Below are 14,509 nucleotides of genomic sequence, written 5' to 3' on the forward strand. Positions count from 1 at the left end.
CACTCCCTGAAAACATGCCGCGTATCCTAGGCGGTGCATTGTATCGGCGCCAGATACAACAGACGTATAGCGCGGCATTTACCGATACATTTCCTTTCACCGTCGCCATAAATTCATAAAACATCGCTGCCCCGAAAGCACACGGGCCCGACACCTGTCTCTATGCGACCTGCACTGATCAAAAACAGCCATCGACAAAAAAACCGCTCATGGACCGCCACACGTGCGCCGATACAACCCGGCAGACGTCATTCCTGCGTCCGGAGCCCTTATGAAATTCAAGTCGATCCAGTTTTCCGTCGCCGCGCTTGCCGGTGCCATTGTGCTCAGCGTGGTGGCTGCGCTGGTGCTGTATGCACTGTTTTCCGGCGCACGGACCCAGGAAATGGTCCAGCAGCGGACCCAGGCGCAATTCGAGCAAGTCATCGAACAACGCCTGCGTGGACTGGCGCAAACCCAGGTCAGCCAGATCCAGCGCGAACTCGAAGCGCCCCTGCTGATCGCCGGTGGGCTGGTTCGGGTCAACGCCTTGATCGGCTCCCAGGATGCCGACGGCAAACCGGCGCTGACCCTCAGCCGCGAACAGTTGATCAGCCTGATCAAGGAAAACGTCGCGAAGAATCCGAAGATTCTCGGCACGTACATCGGCTGGGAACCGAACGCACTGGATCACAATGACGCGGCCTACATTGGCAGTAAAACCGTCGGCATCGACGCCACCACCGGGCGCTTCCTGCCGTGGTGGTTCCGCAACGACAATGGCACGCTGGGCGTCGACAAGCTGGCGGACGTCAACGACCGTACCGTGTTGTCCACGGGTGTGCGCTCCAGTGAGTACTACCTGTGCTCCCAGGAAAGCAAAAAATCCTGTGTGATCGACCCGGCGCCTTACAAGGTCGGCGACAAGATCGTCATGCTCGCCTCCTTTATTGAACCGATCATGCTCAACGGCACCTTTCAGGGCATCGTCGGCGCTGACTTGTCGGTGAACTTCATTCAGGAAATGCTCCTGGCCGCCAACCAGAAGCTTTATAACGGTGCCGGCGAAATGGCCCTGATCGGCGGCAACCAGCGTCTGGTCGCCTACACCAAGGACCCGAGCAAGTTCGGCGAAAAAGTCAGCGACATCCTCGATGCCACTCAGGTCGCCAACCTCGGCAAGCTCAATCTCGGCGAAGTGACCTATAACGTCGACAAGGCCAACGGCAGGATCGAGCTGTACCTGCCATTCGGCATCGGCCAGACCGATGCACGCTGGACCCTGCTGCTGCAATTGCCGCTGAACGCGGTCATGGCCGACCTGCAACAACTGCAAGGCGACCTGAACACCCAGCGCAAGGCTGACACCTTTGGCATGGCCATGGTCGGTCTGGTGATTGCCGGCCTGGGCTTGCTGGTGATCTGGCTGGTGGGGCACGGCATCGCCCGCCCGCTGAAGCAGATGGTCGTGATGCTCGATGACATTGCTCAGGGCGAAGGTGACCTGACGCGCCGCCTGACCAGTGACCGCGCCGACGAACTCGGCTCGATCGCCAAGGGCTTCAATACCTTCCTCGCCAAGTTGCAGGCGATGATCACCCAGGTGGTGACCTCGGTGCAGAGCGTCAGCGATTCGTCCGAACATACCGCCGACATCGCCATTCGCACCAACCTCGGCGTACACAAGCAAATGGCCGAGATCGATCAGGTGGCCACCGCGGTGCAGGAAATGACCGCCACCGCCCAGGACGTGGCGCGCAATGCGACCCAGGCTGCCCAAGCTGCCAGCCACGCGGATCAGGCCGCCGCCCAAGGCATGCAGATCGTGCGCGACACCTCGACCTCGATTGGCGTGCTCGCGGTGGAAATCGGTAAAGCGGTCGGCGTGGTGCAAACCCTGGCCAAGGACAGCGAGAACATCAATGCGATCCTGATCGCCATTCGCGGGATTGCCGAACAGACCAACTTGCTGGCGTTGAACGCAGCCATCGAGGCCGCACGGGCGGGTGAGCAAGGTCGGGGTTTTGCGGTGGTAGCCGATGAAGTGCGCAACCTGGCGCAGAAAACCCAGCAGGCAACTGAAGAAATCCAGTCGATGATTCAGCAGTTGCAGCAAGGCACGCGCGATGTGGTGCGGGTGATGGAAGACAGCCAGAACAAGACCGATGAAAGCGTGCAGCACGCGGCCAAGGCGGCGCAGGCGCTGGAGACCATCACTCAGGCGGTGTCGGTGATCAATGACATGAACACCCAGATCGCCAGTGCCGCCGAAGAGCAAAGCGCGGTTGCCGATGACATCAACCGCAACGTGATCAATATCGGCCAGGTGGCCAATGAAGTCGCGGGCGGCGCGGATGAATCGAGCGCGGCCAGTGCCGACCTGACGAAACTGGCCGAGCAGCAGCGGCGGTTGATCAATCAGTTCAAGGTTTGATCCCAAGGCCCCATCGCGAGCAGGCTCGCTCTCACATTTGATCTCCAGTGGATACAAAATCCGCGAACAATGGAGATCCAGTGTGGGAGCGAGCCTGCTCGCGATGGCGTCCGAACAGACACCCCATCAACCCGGCGTCAGGCATTCCGGCGCATTGAGTTTCGGATCATTCACCAGGTTCGCCAGCACCCGCTCGCGCAAGGCCGCAGGTTCGCTGGCGAGCAGCGCCTGCAAGGTGTGCAACGGGGTTTCGGGGTTGAGCCAGGCCTCTTGACCAGCGGCATCGAGAATCAACGGACGACGCTGATTCGAGGCGGCCTGAGTCACCACTGCCGTGCTCAGCCACACCTGTTCCTGCACCGGATACGCTTCCCAGATCGCCGCAAAAAACAGCGCCGAACCTTCGCCCGGCGTCAGCCAGTACGGGCGCTTGCGGGTAGTACCGCGCCATTCGTAAAAGCCGTTGGCCGGCAACAGGCAGCGGCGCAGACGGAAAGCCTCACGAAACATCGGTTGCTCGGCGACGGTCTCTGCCCGGGCATGGGCCGGGGTCTTCGACAGGTCGGTCAGCCACGGTGGCGTCAGCCCCCAACGCGCGCGGGCCAGCGTGCGCTGCCCCGCCTCGGCGCGCAGGATCAGCACCGAATCATTGGGCGAAATATTCCACTGCGCCTGCTGATCGGCCGGGAAACCGGGCAAGGCCGCGAACGCGGGGTTCCAACGAAACAGGGCAAAACGTCCACACATGGGGCAACACGACTCTGAACGAAAACGGAGGCCAGCCTAACAGACCAGGACGTCGGGAAAGCTATCCGGTTCGTCGCCGGGCATCGGCAGCGCGGCATTGTACGCAGCGATCAACTCGCGCGCGTATTGCGCCTGATCGTTATCCACCGCCAGGCCCAGCAGCCCGAACACCGGCAACTCGCCCGCGCCGCCCAGCAGATCACGCCCCACCAGATGCGCCTCGACCCCTTCGCTGGCCAGCATGCCTTGCAGCAACTCACCTTCCATCAGGTTTTCCGGTTCGTAGATACGCTGCATAGAAGCCACCCTTCACTCGTTTTCGCTGTGAACTTCGAGCATCCATTCATGACCATCGGTCTGCAGAGTAAATGTGATCGGCCGACAACACACGGGGCAATCCTCGATATACGTCTGATCCCCTCCCGACAAATCCAGAACCGCCTCTGACTCTTCACCACAATAAGGACATTCGTAGCGCTCGGTTTCCAGCATCGCGGTCTCCCAAGTGACTTGTGCGTATAATCGCCGGTCTATTTGCAGGGCCATTTTTGTTTGGGCGTATTTTTCAGACTGTACACCTGCCGTAATCGATCCAATCCATTACTTACCCTAGCCGTTTCTAACAAGAGAGCATGATGGGCGAATTCGATGCCATCCGACCTTATGACGACAGCGAAGTCCCAGCGGTGCTGGCACGTTTGCTGGGCGACAAGGCGTTTCTAGATATCCTCACCCACTTCCGCTTCCCGCGTTTTGCCGGTGCTTTCGGCTGGATGCTCAAACCACTTATAGCTTATCGGCTGCGCCGTGAGTTTGCCGGCGTCCGTTCGGTTGCAACCTTGCAGGACAAGGTCGAGTTTTATGTCGACCACACCATCGAGCGGGCCACCGACGGCGTGACCTACACCGGGGTCGAACAATTCAAGTCCGGCCGCGCTTATCTGTTTCTGGCCAACCACCGTGACATCGTCATGGACCCGGCCTTCGTCAACTACGCGATCTACCACGCCGGCCTGCCGACGCCGCGCATCGCGATTGGCGACAACCTGCTGCAAAAGCCCTTCGTCAGCGATCTGATGCGCCTGAACAAGAGCTTTATCGTGCACCGCTCCATCAGCGGTCGGCGCGAGAAGATGGCGGCGTATCAGTTGCTCTCGGCCTATATCAATCACTCGATCCTCAACGACTGCCAGTCGATCTGGATCGCCCAGGCCGAAGGCCGCGCCAAGGACGGTGACGACCGTACCGAGTCGGCGATCCTCAAGATGTTCCATATGAGCCGCAAGGACGAGCCGTTTGGCGAGGTCATCAAGTCGCTGAACCTGACGCCAGTGTCGATCAGCTACGAGTACGACCCGTGCGATCAGGCCAAGGCCCGCGAGCTGTACATCCGCGCCACCACCGGTAGCTACACCAAGGCGCCCGGCGAGGACGATGTGAGCATCGCCAAAGGCATCACCGGCTACAAAGGCCGGGTCCACGTGAACTTCGCGGCACCGATCAGCGAACTGTTCGAAGACACCAAGCAACTGGCAATCGAGATGGACCGGCAGATCCTCGGCGGTTACCGGTTGTTCCCGGTGCACTACCTGGCGTACGCCCAATGGAGCAACGCCGACCCGCAACTGCAGGTGCCGAGCGCAGCCACGCTGTTCCCGGCCGAGGAATTGGCCAAGGCCCAGCAAGAATGGCAAAGCCGCCTCGACGCCTGCCCCGAGGAACATCGGCCGTTCCTGGTGCTGCAATACGCAACACCGGTGCGCAATCAGTACCGGGTCAAAGCGGGATTGCCGCTGTAAAGTTTTGGCTGAATACAAAAACGGCGCCTCGGGGCGCCGTTTTCATGTGCGATGCGAATCTCAAAAATGCCGGCTGATCCACGACAGCAATAGCGCCAAGGYCAGGCAGGCAAAGCCGAAACGGTAGCAAAACCGGTTCAGGCGCAGCGTCGCGCTTTCCGGAAACAGCAGCGGTTCATCGACCGCCCGTACCGCGCTTTGTGCCCCCAGGTTCTTCAGCGCCAGCCGTTCGCGACGACGGGTCACGTGCAACAGCCAGGCACCGGGCAAGGCGATCAACAACGCAAAAAGATTCATCAGGCCGCCGGGATGGGCGCTGACAGCAGACCAGCTCATATGCAGCGACATTATGCCCCTCACGTAAAAAACAGCACTTGTGGCCTGAAAACAGCGGCAAGTGGCCAGACGCTTTTTACGCCCTGCGTTTTGCACTCCAGTGACCGGTAATTTACTGATTAATGTGCGCTGTCACCTGAACGTCACCTTAACAAGCCAGTCTGTCGCCCCTCGAAACCGACAGGGAGCCTGTCATGCTGCACGCAGAAAACCAGGATCGCCTCTACCTCATCACCCCCAGCGACGAACAACAAAACCTCGTCGGCAGCCTCGCTTTCAACGTCCAGGACCGCCACTGGCTCGTCTACTGCGCCCTCGGCGGCCACCCACACGCCGACCTGCCGGAAACCGACCTGTTGACCGGCGTGAGCATGCTGGATTTTTATGTAGAAGCGGCCTAGAAGCTGCCGCACCCCGTCAAAAAGCCAAGACCGCCCACCCACATCGAAGTGATGCGCCCCTACCACTCAGGCCGGCCGGAAGGCCGCCATGCTGTTGATCTTGATCTTGATCCACCCGCCCCTTCGGAAGGCCGAGTGGAGGTGTTCATCAGGGGGGGCGCGCAGCGCCGTACGGCGCAGCCGGACACATCGAGAGGAGGTCGTCGCGAAGCAGACCGTAGGCGATGCCCCCTGATGGACACCGGAATGAGGGGACGCCGAGCCTAGGCGAGGTGCCGTACGCTTGGGGCGAAGCCTTTTGCTTACTTTTCGGCGTCTGGAAAAGTGAGTCGCCGTAAGGGCGAAACCCTAAGCAGCCGTTACCGCAGGAATGGATATGTACACCTGCAAGAGATTGGTCGGCTTTCAGGCCGCCATCGCGAGCAGGCTCGCTCCCACAGTGGATTGGTGTACATCTGCGGGAGATGGGTCGGCTGTCCGACCGCCTTCGCGAGCAGGCTCGCTCCCACAGTAGATCTATGTATATCTGCGGGAGATGGGTCGGCTGTCGGGGCGCCTTCGCGAGCAGGCTCGCTCCCACGGAAAGCCCCCCAAAAACCGGCAGGCACAAAAAAAGCCCGGAGCCATCACTGGCGCCGGGCTTCTTGAAGACAACGACCGTTATTGGGCGAGCATCTGGCCCACCGTCGGATCCTTGAACAACCGGGTCAACGCATCACTCAACACATCGCTCACCAGCTTGGTGTTGGTTTCCTGATTCGGCGCCATACCAAAACGCTGATTCAGCGACGCCGCATAACGGCCGCTGTAACGATGATTGGCATTCTGCACATCAGAGCGGAAAGCCGCGCCAATAGTCGCCTCAGTCACATACATGCCTTCTTTGGGCGACTGATACGTCAGCTCCGCCAGCGTCACCGTCAACTGCGGCGCGTTGTAAGCATTAGGCGTTGGCGTGAACCCCAGCAAACGCACAGCCGCTTCGGCCTGAGCCTGCAGTTTCGGCAGGATTTGCGCACCTTGCACCGTGATTGCGCTGGTTTCAGGGTACAGGCCACCACGGGTGCCCAACGTTGGCGACGGACGGCCATCGACCACCCTCACCACCACCGGCTGACCATGTCCGACCGGCGCCAACTGAGTCGTCAGTTTCGGCTCCGGGGCTAGTTGTTGCGGGCTGTTGGCGCAGCCAACCAGGGTCAAGCTGGTCACAGTGATCAAACCGAACAACAGGCGTTGCAACATGCGCTAATCTCCAGATACAAATACAGACAGACCCGCAGTATAGCGGTCGGCATCCTCTTCGAACCAGCAACCCTGAACACTTGCTGAAGAGATATGTAATGTCACGTGTATCGGGTGCTCCGTAACACCAGTGTCATGCCACACTGCTAACTTCAAGGCCGTCTCACCTCGAGGGCATTGCCATGCAATTTCTTTGGTTGCTGTTTGCTTCACGCCGCAAATATCGCTACTTCGCCCAGCTCGACAGCAATCAATGCTGCCTGGCGTTCAAGCACTGTCGCGTGCCGCCAGAGGGCGATGGTTGGGTGGAAATCGAAGAGATTCGTCTCAACTGGCTGCACCAGCCGCTGCCGGCCAGCGCCCGTCTGAGCCCGCGCAATGCTCACGCACGGTTGCATGCCGTGTAGCCCACCTGACCAAACGGCTAATAAAAGTCATTAAACACGACCATTTCCCTGCGTTTCTTCGCTACAATCTCCCCCCGATTATAAGGACGTCTCCTGATCGGGCCTCGCAGCATCGTCAATGCGCTTGTATTGACACCCCGCACCGCCCACAGAGAGCCGCCCACACAGATCGAGTGAAGCTGGCGAGCTTGCTGTTTATCCTGCAAACCACCACTTTTCGCGAATCTGCCAGAGCTGTCGTTACGCTCGGTCACTGAGCTGTTTGCCCGTTTTGCCTGCCCTGTATCCCATGGCGGCAATCCATGCGGACACGGTGCCAGGCTGGGACAGCCCTTTTTTGAGGTTCACGTCTTCAAAAGAGCGTGAAAAAAACGGGTTTTCACAACTTCACAAGAGTGTGGCGAGCAAATGAATAGTTTTGCGTCAGAACATGCACCATTAGCGTCTACAACAGCCCAACGACACAGGACCGAGTACTCCTCAAGAACTGGAGCCTGAAGCCTGTCCACTACGGATTTGGTTGCACAAACGGACGTATCGACCATAAGTCGAATTGCCTCCCGCGCGCTGAAGTGAGTTCATAGAACCCTAAGCCCGGTGGGTAGCGTCTGTCGAAGTTGCAAAAAATTGCGAAGATTCGGACATGGCGATCCTGGCCATGGGTGACCCGGGGCTCTACAGAGCATGCCCCGTCACGCCTGGCAGCTATGCCGACAATTTGGTGCTGCAGATTTTGGAGACGCGTTAAATGGCGCATAACGAAGCAGTCGACGTAGTACTGGTTGGGGCCGGCATCATGAGTGCCACCCTTGCTGTATTGCTCAAAGAGCTCGACCCCGCGATCAAGCTGGAAGTCGTCGAGCTGATGGACTCCGGTGCCGCGGAGAGTTCCAACCCGTGGAACAACGCCGGTACCGGGCATGCCGGGCTATGTGAGCTGAACTACACGCCACAGGCCGCTGACGGCAGCGTCGACATCAAGAAAGCCGTGCACATCAACACCCAGTTCGAGGTGTCGAAGCAGTTCTGGTCCTACCTGACCCGAAAAGGCACCTTCGGCTCGTCGAAATCCTTCATCAGCCCGGTTCCGCACCTGAGCTTCGTGCAAGGTGAGGCTGGCGTTTCGTTCCTCAAGGAACGTTTCAAGGTGCTGAGCAAGCACCACGCCTTCTCCGAGATGGAGTACACCGAAGACAAGGCAAAAATGGCCGAATGGATGCCATTGATGATGCCGGGGCGTCCGGCCGACGAAGTCATCGCCGCAACCCGCGTGATGAACGGCACCGACGTCAACTTCGGCGCCCTGACCAATCAACTGCTCAAGCACCTGACCAGCGCACCCGATGCCCAGGTCAAGTACTGCAAGCGCGTGACCGGTCTCAAGCGTAACGGCAACGGCTGGACCGTCAGCATCAAGGACGTCAACAGCGGCAACACCCGCGAAGTCGATGCCAAATTCGTCTTCCTCGGTGCTGGCGGCGCGGCCTTGCCGTTGTTGCAGGCTTCGGGCATCGAAGAAAGCAAAGGTTTCGGCGGCTTCCCGATCAGCGGCCAATGGCTGCGTTGCGACAACCCGGAAGTGGTCAAGCACCACCAGGCCAAGGTCTACAGCCAGGCAGCAGTGGGTTCGCCACCGATGTCGGTGCCGCACCTGGACACCCGCGTCGTCGATGGTCAGAAGTCCCTGCTGTTCGGACCTTACGCCGGCTTCACCACCAAGTTCCTCAAGCACGGTTCGTTCATGGACCTGCCAATGTCGGTTCGCCTCGGCAACATCGGCCCGATGCTGGCCGTGGCGAAAAACAACATGGACCTGACCAAGTACCTGGTCAGCGAAGTGATGCAATCGATGGAACAACGCCTGGAATCGCTGCGCCGCTTCTACCCTCAAGCCAAGGCCGAAGACTGGCGTCTGGAAGTCGCTGGCCAGCGCGTGCAGATCATCAAGAAAGACCCGAAAAAAGGCGGCATCCTGCAGTTCGGTACCGAACTGGTTGCGGCCAAGGACGGATCGCTTGCCGCGCTGCTCGGTGCCTCGCCTGGCGCGTCGGTCACCGTGTCGATCATGCTTGAGCTGATCGAAAAATGCTTCCCGAACAAAGCCAAGGGTGAGTGGGCGGCCAAGCTGGCCGAAATCTTCCCGGCCCGGGAAAAAGTCCTGGAAACCGATGCTGCGCTGTATCGCAAGATCAATGCGCAGAACAACATCGCGCTGGAACTGGTTGAAGAAAGCAGCGAGACCCCAAGCTTCGCTTGATGCTCGCCCCCTTCCCCCAAAAAAAGAAAACGCCCCGTTCTCGTTGAGAGCGGGGCGTTTTTTTATGGCTTTTGAAAGATCTTAGCCGCGAGCTTTCTGGATCAACTCGATGTAGTCGGCGGCATTACGCTGATCCTGGATCAGGGCAACGAAGTCCTTGCCGTGCTCGTCCTTGCCGTCCAGGTCATAACCGGCCTCGACGAAGAACGCCAGGAAACGCTCGAAATCGTCGATACGCAGGCCACGGTAGGCCTTGATCAGTTTGTGCAGAGACGGTGAAGTTGCGTCGACCGGTTCAAAATCGAGGAACAATTTGATCTGCGCATCGCCAATCTCGTCACCAATCACCTGTTTCTTATCTTTACGCATTGCCGACTCCAGCTCGCAGACATCTCACGGGGCGGGCAGTTTACCCCCGCCTCGCCCCAAGCCTCAACGACCAGCACTCAATGCGTGCGCCCAGACAATGCGCCTGACGGAAAAGCGCTTGGTGCGCTGACGCGCTCGTATACAATATTCGCCATCACGCCTGCCGGGATTCATTCACGTGCCTCTACCCAGCTTCAATGCCCCCAATCTGGGGATTGTGCCTTCAGCGTCGGAAGTCATCGTCAAGCATCTGCGCGAGGCCATCATCGGCGGTCACTTTGCCGAAGACGAACCGATCCGTCAGGACGACATCGCCCGCTTGTTCAATGTCAGCAAGATCCCCGTGCGCGAGGCGCTCAAACGCCTTGAGGCGGAAGGCCTGGTGCAGTTCCAGCGCAACAAGGGCGCGGTGGTGACGAAGATTTCCGAGCCCGAACTGGCGCAGATCTTTGAAGTCCGGGTGCTGCTGGAGGTCCAGGCGATTCGCCTGGCCGTGCCGAACATGACCGAAGCCACGTTCGCCCGCGCTGAAAGCATCTGTGCCGAGTTCCTCGACGAAAACAACATCGGGCGCTGGGCCGAGTTGAACTGGGCGTTGCACGCCTGCCTCTACGAGCCGGCGCAACGGCCGTTCCTGCTCAACCTGATTCGCTCGATTCACGACAAGGTCGAACGCTACCTGCGCATGCAAATGAGTTTTTCCGAAGGCAAGGACCGTGCAGACCACGAACACCGCGAGATTATCGCCGCGTGCCGGGCCGGTGACGCCGACAAAGCCGCCGAACTGATCGAGCAGCACATCATTGGCGTGTGCCGCACGCTCTATGAACACCTGCCCAATGCCCCCGCGCGGATCTGATCGGGTGTGCCGATTTCGTCATCGGTAACGGCTAAAACCCTCAAGCCATCCCGCGCCTCAAACGCCAGTCTTGCACAGACATTTCCTGTGCAAGGTGGCGCCCTTCATGAAACGTATCCACGTCCTCGATTCTCACACTGGCGGTGAACCGACACGCCTGGTGATCGCCGGTTTCCCGGAACTGGGCAGCGGCTCCATGGCCGAACGCAAGCGCCGCCTCGCCGAAGAGCACGACCACTGGCGCGCCGCCACGGTGCTTGAACCGCGCGGCAGCGATGTGCTGGTCGGCGCCCTGCTCTGCGAGCCACAGGATCCCGGCGCCTGTGCCGGGGTAATCTTCTTCAACAACAGCGGCTACCTCGGCATGTGCGGTCACGGCACCATTGGACTGGTGGCCTCGCTGGCGTATCTCAAACGCATCGAGCCTGGCGTGCACCGGATCGAAACCCCGGTCGGCACGGTCGAGGCGACGTTGCACGCGGATCGCTCGGTCAGCGTGCGCAACGTCCCGGCCTATCGCTATCGCAAGGCCGTGCAGCTGACACTGCCGGGTTACGGCACCGTCAACGGCGACATCGCCTGGGGCGGCAACTGGTTTTTCCTGATCGCCGACCACGGCCAACGCATCGCCAGCGACAACCTCGAAGCCCTGACCGCCTACACCTGGGCAGTCCGCGAAGCGCTGAAAAACCAGGGCATTCGTGGCGAGGACGGCGGCGAAATCGATCACATCGAGCTGTTTGCCGACGACCCGGTGGCCGACAGCCGCAACTTTGTCCTCTGCCCCGGCAAAGCCTACGACCGCTCACCTTGCGGCACTGGCACCAGCGCCAAGCTGGCGTGCCTGGCAGCCGACGGCAAACTGCAGCCCGGTGAAGTCTGGCGCCAGGCCAGTGTGATCGGCAGCCAGTTCGAAGCCAGCTACGAGCGGCTCGACGAACAGCGCATCATTCCGACGATTCGCGGTCGCGCCCACATGAGTGGCGAGAGCCACTTGTTGCTAGAGGAAGACGACCCGTTCGTGTGGGGCATCGGTTCATGAATGCCGACGTCATTGTCATCGGCGCCGGCATTGTCGGCAGTGCCTGTGCCTTTGAGCTGGCGCAACGCGGGCTCGACGTGCTGGTGCTTGACAGCCAGCGCGGCGGTGCCACGGCAGTCGGCATGGGTCACCTGGTGGCGATGGATGACAACCCGGCCGAACTGGCGCTGAGCCAATACTCCATCGAGCTCTGGCGACAATGGGCGCCGCGTCTGGACCCCGATTGCGCCTACCGCAATTGCGGCACGCTGTGGCTGGCCGCCAATGACGAGGAAATGGCCGGCGCCGAGCACAAACGTCAGACGCTCAAGGCCCGCGGCATCGACTGCGAAATGCTCGACCCGCGCGCCCTCTACAAGGCTGAACCCATGCTCCGTCCCGGCCTGAGTGGCGCGCTGAAGGTCAGCGGCGACGGCATTCTCTACGCGCCGAATGCGGCTCACTGGCTGCTCAAGCAAAGCGCTGGGCGGATCACTCGGCGCACGGTCGAGGTCACGCAGGTCGACGGCAATCAGTTGCGCTTGAGCACCGGCGAGCAGTTACGTGCCGAAGCGGTGGTGCTGGCCAACGGCATTCACGCCACCGAACTGTGCCCCGACCTGCCGATTCGCCCGAAGAAGGGTCATCTGCTGATCACCGACCGCTACCCCGGCAAGATCCATCATCAGTTGGTCGAGCTGGGCTATGTCACCAGTGCTCACGCCAGCGAAGGCACCTCGGTGGCTTTCAATGCCCAACCACGCCCGACCGGGCAACTCTTTCTCGGCTCAACGCGTCAGTTCGACACCACCGACTTGAGCGTCGAACCGGCCGTGTTGGCGCGCATGCTGCGCCGGGCGATCGACTATTTGCCGGAACTGGCCGGGATGAACGCTATCCGCAGTTGGACCGGCCTGCGCGCCGCCACGCCCGATGGCTTGCCACTGCTCGGCGAACATCCACAGCAAGCGGGTTTGTGGCTGGCGGCCGGGCATGAAGGATTGGGCGTGACCACCGCCCCCGGCAGCGCCCAGCTGTTGGCTGCGCAGCTGTGTAAAACCACCCCGGCCATCGACCCGACGCCTTATCTGCCGGGGCGCTTCCTGTCCACTGCACAAGGGTTACGCGCATGATTGAAGTGAGTCTCGATGGCCGCACAGTAGCGGTCGATGCCGGCACTACGGTTGCGGCGCTGCTCTATCTGGCAGGCGACGGCTGCAGTCGAACCTCGGTCAGCGGTCAGCACCGGGCACCGTTTTGCGGGATGGGGGTTTGCCAGGAGTGCCGGGTGAACATCGACGGTCAGCGCCGCCTCGCCTGCCAGACCACCTGCCGCACAGGCATGCACGTGGAGACCCGGCCATGAACGTCGAGCTGCTGATTATCGGCGCAGGGCCGGCAGGCATGGCGGCAGCGTTGGCCGCCGCACCGAGCGGCGCACGCATCGCCATCATCGATGACAACCCGGCACCCGGCGGGCAAATCTGGCGGGATGGGGTTAACGCACACTTGCCAGCCAGTGCCCAGGCTCATCGCCAGAAACTGGCAGCGGCGAGTAACGTGCAGGTGTTCAACTCGACACGCGTGGTCGCCTTGGCCGGCCCGAAAAAACTGTTGCTGGAAGACCCTGAACACGGCTGGATCATTGAGTACGAGCAACTGATTCTGTGCACCGGTGCCCGTGAACTGTTGCTGCCGTTTCCTGGCTGGACCTTGCCCGGCGTCACCGGCGCAGGCGGGTTGCAAGCGCTGATCAAGGGCGGCATGCCGGTGGCCGGTGAGCGGCTGGTGATTGCCGGCAGTGGTCCGCTGCTGCTGGCCAGCGCCGCTACCGCGAAAAAGGCGGGCGCTCAGGTTCTGCAGATTGCCGAACAAGCGCCACTGAGTGCGGTCGCCGGGTTCGCCTTGCAACTGCGCAAATGGCCGGCCAAAGGCCTGCAAGCGGTTCAACTGTTCGATCGTCACTACCGCTGCGACAGTCATGTCCTTGAAGCCTATGGCGACAGTCACCTGCAAGGCGTTCGCCTGAACTGTCAGGGGCGGATCGTCGACATCCCCTGCGAGCGGCTGGCCTGCGGCTTCGGCCTGATCCCCAATACCCAATTGGCCCAAGCGCTGGGCTGCGAATTAAAGGACGACGCAATTGCCGTCGACACCAGCCAGCTCAGTAGCCTGAACGGGCACTATGCGGCGGGCGAATGCACAGGTTTCGGAGGCAGTGAGCTGGCGCTGGTCGAAGGCGCCATCGCCGGGCTGATGGCCGTCGGCGAAGTGCAGCAGGCCCGCACACTCTGGCCGCGACGGCAGCGCTGGCAAGCGTTCGCCGATCAGTTACGGCGCAGCTTTGCCCTGCGCGATGAACTCAAACAGCTGGCAACGCCTGACACGCTGGTCTGCCGTTGTGAAGACGTGGCGCTGTCGGCGCTCAAGACTTGCACCGGCTGGAACCAGGCCAAACTGCACACCCGCTGCGGCATGGGCGCCTGCCAGGGGCGAGTCTGTGGTGCAGCGACCCGTTACCTGTTCGACTGGCCACAACCGGCGCCACGCCCGCCGTTTTCCCCAACGCGCATCGACACGCTGTTGCAGCTTGCCGAGCTTCCCAATGGCGCGTCCGTCACCGTAGAGTAAGGCCCTCATCCTTGCGGGCCGCCA

16 protein-coding genes and 1 pseudogene are annotated in these 14,509 nt (G+C 60.8%); 11 read left to right on the forward strand and 6 right to left on the reverse strand.

The window, feature by feature from the left end; translation table 11 throughout:
• Positions 1–1,360 precede the first annotated feature (1,360 nt).
• Both AC1DHT_RS27370 and AC1DHT_RS27375 read left to right on the forward strand, forming a co-directional pair.
• A pseudogene (locus AC1DHT_RS27370) lies at positions 1,361–1,558 on the forward strand (HAMP domain-containing protein); the annotation flags it as partial.
• A gap of 111 nt (positions 1,559–1,669) precedes the next feature.
• Positions 1,670–2,413: a methyl-accepting chemotaxis protein gene (locus AC1DHT_RS27375; RefSeq protein ID WP_371917635.1), complete on the forward strand. Its 744-nt coding sequence runs from the start codon at positions 1,670–1,672 to the stop codon at positions 2,411–2,413.
• 126 nt (positions 2,414–2,539) lie between these two features.
• Here the strand turns inward: AC1DHT_RS27375 and AC1DHT_RS27380 are convergent, their stop codons facing one another.
• From AC1DHT_RS27380 to AC1DHT_RS27390, 3 genes are read right to left on the reverse strand one after another with little or no spacing between them, the layout of a single operon-like run.
• Positions 2,540–3,160: an SOS response-associated peptidase gene (locus AC1DHT_RS27380; RefSeq protein WP_103320210.1), complete on the reverse strand. Its 621-nt coding sequence runs from the start codon at positions 3,158–3,160 to the stop codon at positions 2,540–2,542.
• 36 nt (positions 3,161–3,196) lie between these two features.
• Positions 3,197–3,457 carry a putative signal transducing protein gene (locus tag AC1DHT_RS27385; protein WP_054595657.1) on the reverse strand — a complete coding sequence of 87 codons (261 nt, stop codon included), beginning with the start codon at positions 3,455–3,457 and terminating at the stop codon, positions 3,197–3,199.
• Between the two features lie 12 nt (positions 3,458–3,469).
• Positions 3,470–3,652 (reverse strand): CPXCG motif-containing cysteine-rich protein, encoded by a 183-nt coding sequence (locus AC1DHT_RS27390; protein WP_081013733.1) that lies wholly within the window; start codon positions 3,650–3,652, stop codon positions 3,470–3,472.
• A 140-nt stretch (positions 3,653–3,792) separates the two neighbouring features.
• Here AC1DHT_RS27390 and AC1DHT_RS27395 point away from each other — a divergent pair, with 140 nt between their 5' ends.
• Positions 3,793–4,959 carry a 1-acyl-sn-glycerol-3-phosphate acyltransferase gene (locus AC1DHT_RS27395; protein WP_427543232.1) on the forward strand — a complete coding sequence of 389 codons (1,167 nt, stop codon included), beginning with the start codon at positions 3,793–3,795 and terminating at the stop codon, positions 4,957–4,959.
• Between the two features lie 60 nt (positions 4,960–5,019).
• Here the strand turns inward: AC1DHT_RS27395 and AC1DHT_RS27400 are convergent, their stop codons facing one another.
• On the reverse strand, positions 5,020–5,307 hold the full coding sequence (locus AC1DHT_RS27400; protein ID WP_477761545.1) for a hypothetical protein: 288 nt from the start codon (positions 5,305–5,307) through the stop codon (positions 5,020–5,022).
• 182 nt (positions 5,308–5,489) lie between these two features.
• On the opposite strand from AC1DHT_RS27400, the gene AC1DHT_RS27405 reads away from it, so the two are divergent.
• Entirely contained in the window at positions 5,490–5,696 is a 207-nt protein-coding gene (locus AC1DHT_RS27405; protein WP_427543226.1) for a hypothetical protein, read from the forward strand.
• 660 nt (positions 5,697–6,356) lie between these two features.
• On the opposite strand, the gene AC1DHT_RS27410 is transcribed toward AC1DHT_RS27405, so the two are convergent.
• A complete protein-coding gene (locus AC1DHT_RS27410; protein WP_019693608.1) occupies positions 6,357–6,941 on the reverse strand; it encodes a YajG family lipoprotein in 585 nt (194 codons plus the stop codon).
• Positions 6,942–7,123: 182 nt separating this feature from the next.
• Here AC1DHT_RS27410 and AC1DHT_RS27415 point away from each other — a divergent pair, with 182 nt between their 5' ends.
• Both AC1DHT_RS27415 and mqo read left to right on the forward strand, forming a co-directional pair.
• Positions 7,124–7,348: a hypothetical protein gene (locus AC1DHT_RS27415; RefSeq protein ID WP_054595652.1), complete on the forward strand. Its 225-nt coding sequence runs from the start codon at positions 7,124–7,126 to the stop codon at positions 7,346–7,348.
• A gap of 748 nt (positions 7,349–8,096) precedes the next feature.
• Positions 8,097–9,605, forward strand: coding sequence for a malate dehydrogenase (quinone) (gene mqo / locus AC1DHT_RS27420; protein ID WP_427543223.1), 1,509 nt, complete (start codon positions 8,097–8,099; stop codon positions 9,603–9,605).
• Positions 9,606–9,686: 81 nt separating this feature from the next.
• Here mqo and AC1DHT_RS27425 read toward each other — a convergent pair whose 3' ends face one another.
• Positions 9,687–9,974, reverse strand: coding sequence for a PA4642 family protein (locus AC1DHT_RS27425; RefSeq protein ID WP_054595650.1), 288 nt, complete (start codon positions 9,972–9,974; stop codon positions 9,687–9,689).
• Between the two features lie 178 nt (positions 9,975–10,152).
• Here AC1DHT_RS27425 and AC1DHT_RS27430 point away from each other — a divergent pair, with 178 nt between their 5' ends.
• From AC1DHT_RS27430 to AC1DHT_RS27450, 5 genes are all read left to right on the forward strand, one after another.
• The gene (locus AC1DHT_RS27430; RefSeq protein ID WP_054595649.1) at positions 10,153–10,833 is read left to right on the forward strand and encodes a GntR family transcriptional regulator; all 681 of its coding nucleotides are present in this window, start codon (positions 10,153–10,155) and stop codon (positions 10,831–10,833) included.
• A 106-nt stretch (positions 10,834–10,939) separates the two neighbouring features.
• Entirely contained in the window at positions 10,940–11,875 is a 936-nt protein-coding gene (locus AC1DHT_RS27435; RefSeq protein ID WP_427543219.1) for a 4-hydroxyproline epimerase, read from the forward strand.
• The gene (locus AC1DHT_RS27440; protein ID WP_427543217.1) at positions 11,872–12,987 is read left to right on the forward strand and encodes an NAD(P)/FAD-dependent oxidoreductase; all 1,116 of its coding nucleotides are present in this window, start codon (positions 11,872–11,874) and stop codon (positions 12,985–12,987) included. Before AC1DHT_RS27435 ends, AC1DHT_RS27440 begins: the two co-directional genes overlap by 4 nt.
• Complete coding sequence (locus tag AC1DHT_RS27445; protein ID WP_427543214.1) at positions 12,984–13,220, forward strand: (2Fe-2S)-binding protein; 237 nt, start codon at positions 12,984–12,986, stop codon at positions 13,218–13,220. The genes AC1DHT_RS27440 and AC1DHT_RS27445 overlap by 4 nt, the downstream gene beginning before the upstream one ends.
• The gene (locus AC1DHT_RS27450) at positions 13,217–14,485 is read left to right on the forward strand and encodes an FAD-dependent oxidoreductase (RefSeq protein ID WP_427543211.1); all 1,269 of its coding nucleotides are present in this window, start codon (positions 13,217–13,219) and stop codon (positions 14,483–14,485) included. The genes AC1DHT_RS27445 and AC1DHT_RS27450 overlap by 4 nt, the downstream gene beginning before the upstream one ends.
• Positions 14,486–14,509 lie beyond the last annotated feature (24 nt).

Source organism: Pseudomonas sp. 05N432 (assembly GCF_056396945.1).

What these genes read in the sequence shown, in the direction of transcription:
- AC1DHT_RS27375 (WP_371917635.1), top strand. Translation starts at nt 1,670, where the DNA reads ATGGCCGAGATCGATCAGGTGGCCACCGCGGTGCAGGAAATGACCGCC.
- AC1DHT_RS27380 (WP_103320210.1), bottom strand. Translation starts at nt 3,160, where the DNA reads ATGTGTGGACGTTTTGCCCTGTTTCGTTGGAACCCCGCGTTCGCGGCC.
- AC1DHT_RS27385 (WP_054595657.1), bottom strand. Translation starts at nt 3,457, where the DNA reads ATGCAGCGTATCTACGAACCGGAAAACCTGATGGAAGGTGAGTTGCTG.
- AC1DHT_RS27390 (WP_081013733.1), bottom strand. Translation starts at nt 3,652, where the DNA reads ATGCTGGAAACCGAGCGCTACGAATGTCCTTATTGTGGTGAAGAGTCA.
- AC1DHT_RS27395 (WP_427543232.1), top strand. Translation starts at nt 3,793, where the DNA reads ATGATGGGCGAATTCGATGCCATCCGACCTTATGACGACAGCGAAGTC.
- AC1DHT_RS27405 (WP_427543226.1), top strand. Translation starts at nt 5,490, where the DNA reads ATGCTGCACGCAGAAAACCAGGATCGCCTCTACCTCATCACCCCCAGC.
- AC1DHT_RS27410 (WP_019693608.1), bottom strand. Translation starts at nt 6,941, where the DNA reads ATGTTGCAACGCCTGTTGTTCGGTTTGATCACTGTGACCAGCTTGACC.
- AC1DHT_RS27415 (WP_054595652.1), top strand. Translation starts at nt 7,124, where the DNA reads ATGCAATTTCTTTGGTTGCTGTTTGCTTCACGCCGCAAATATCGCTAC.
- mqo (WP_427543223.1), top strand. Translation starts at nt 8,097, where the DNA reads ATGGCGCATAACGAAGCAGTCGACGTAGTACTGGTTGGGGCCGGCATC.
- AC1DHT_RS27425 (WP_054595650.1), bottom strand. Translation starts at nt 9,974, where the DNA reads ATGCGTAAAGATAAGAAACAGGTGATTGGTGACGAGATTGGCGATGCG.
- AC1DHT_RS27435 (WP_427543219.1), top strand. Translation starts at nt 10,940, where the DNA reads ATGAAACGTATCCACGTCCTCGATTCTCACACTGGCGGTGAACCGACA.
- AC1DHT_RS27440 (WP_427543217.1), top strand. Translation starts at nt 11,872, where the DNA reads ATGAATGCCGACGTCATTGTCATCGGCGCCGGCATTGTCGGCAGTGCC.
- AC1DHT_RS27445 (WP_427543214.1), top strand. Translation starts at nt 12,984, where the DNA reads ATGATTGAAGTGAGTCTCGATGGCCGCACAGTAGCGGTCGATGCCGGC.
- AC1DHT_RS27450 (WP_427543211.1), top strand. Translation starts at nt 13,217, where the DNA reads ATGAACGTCGAGCTGCTGATTATCGGCGCAGGGCCGGCAGGCATGGCG.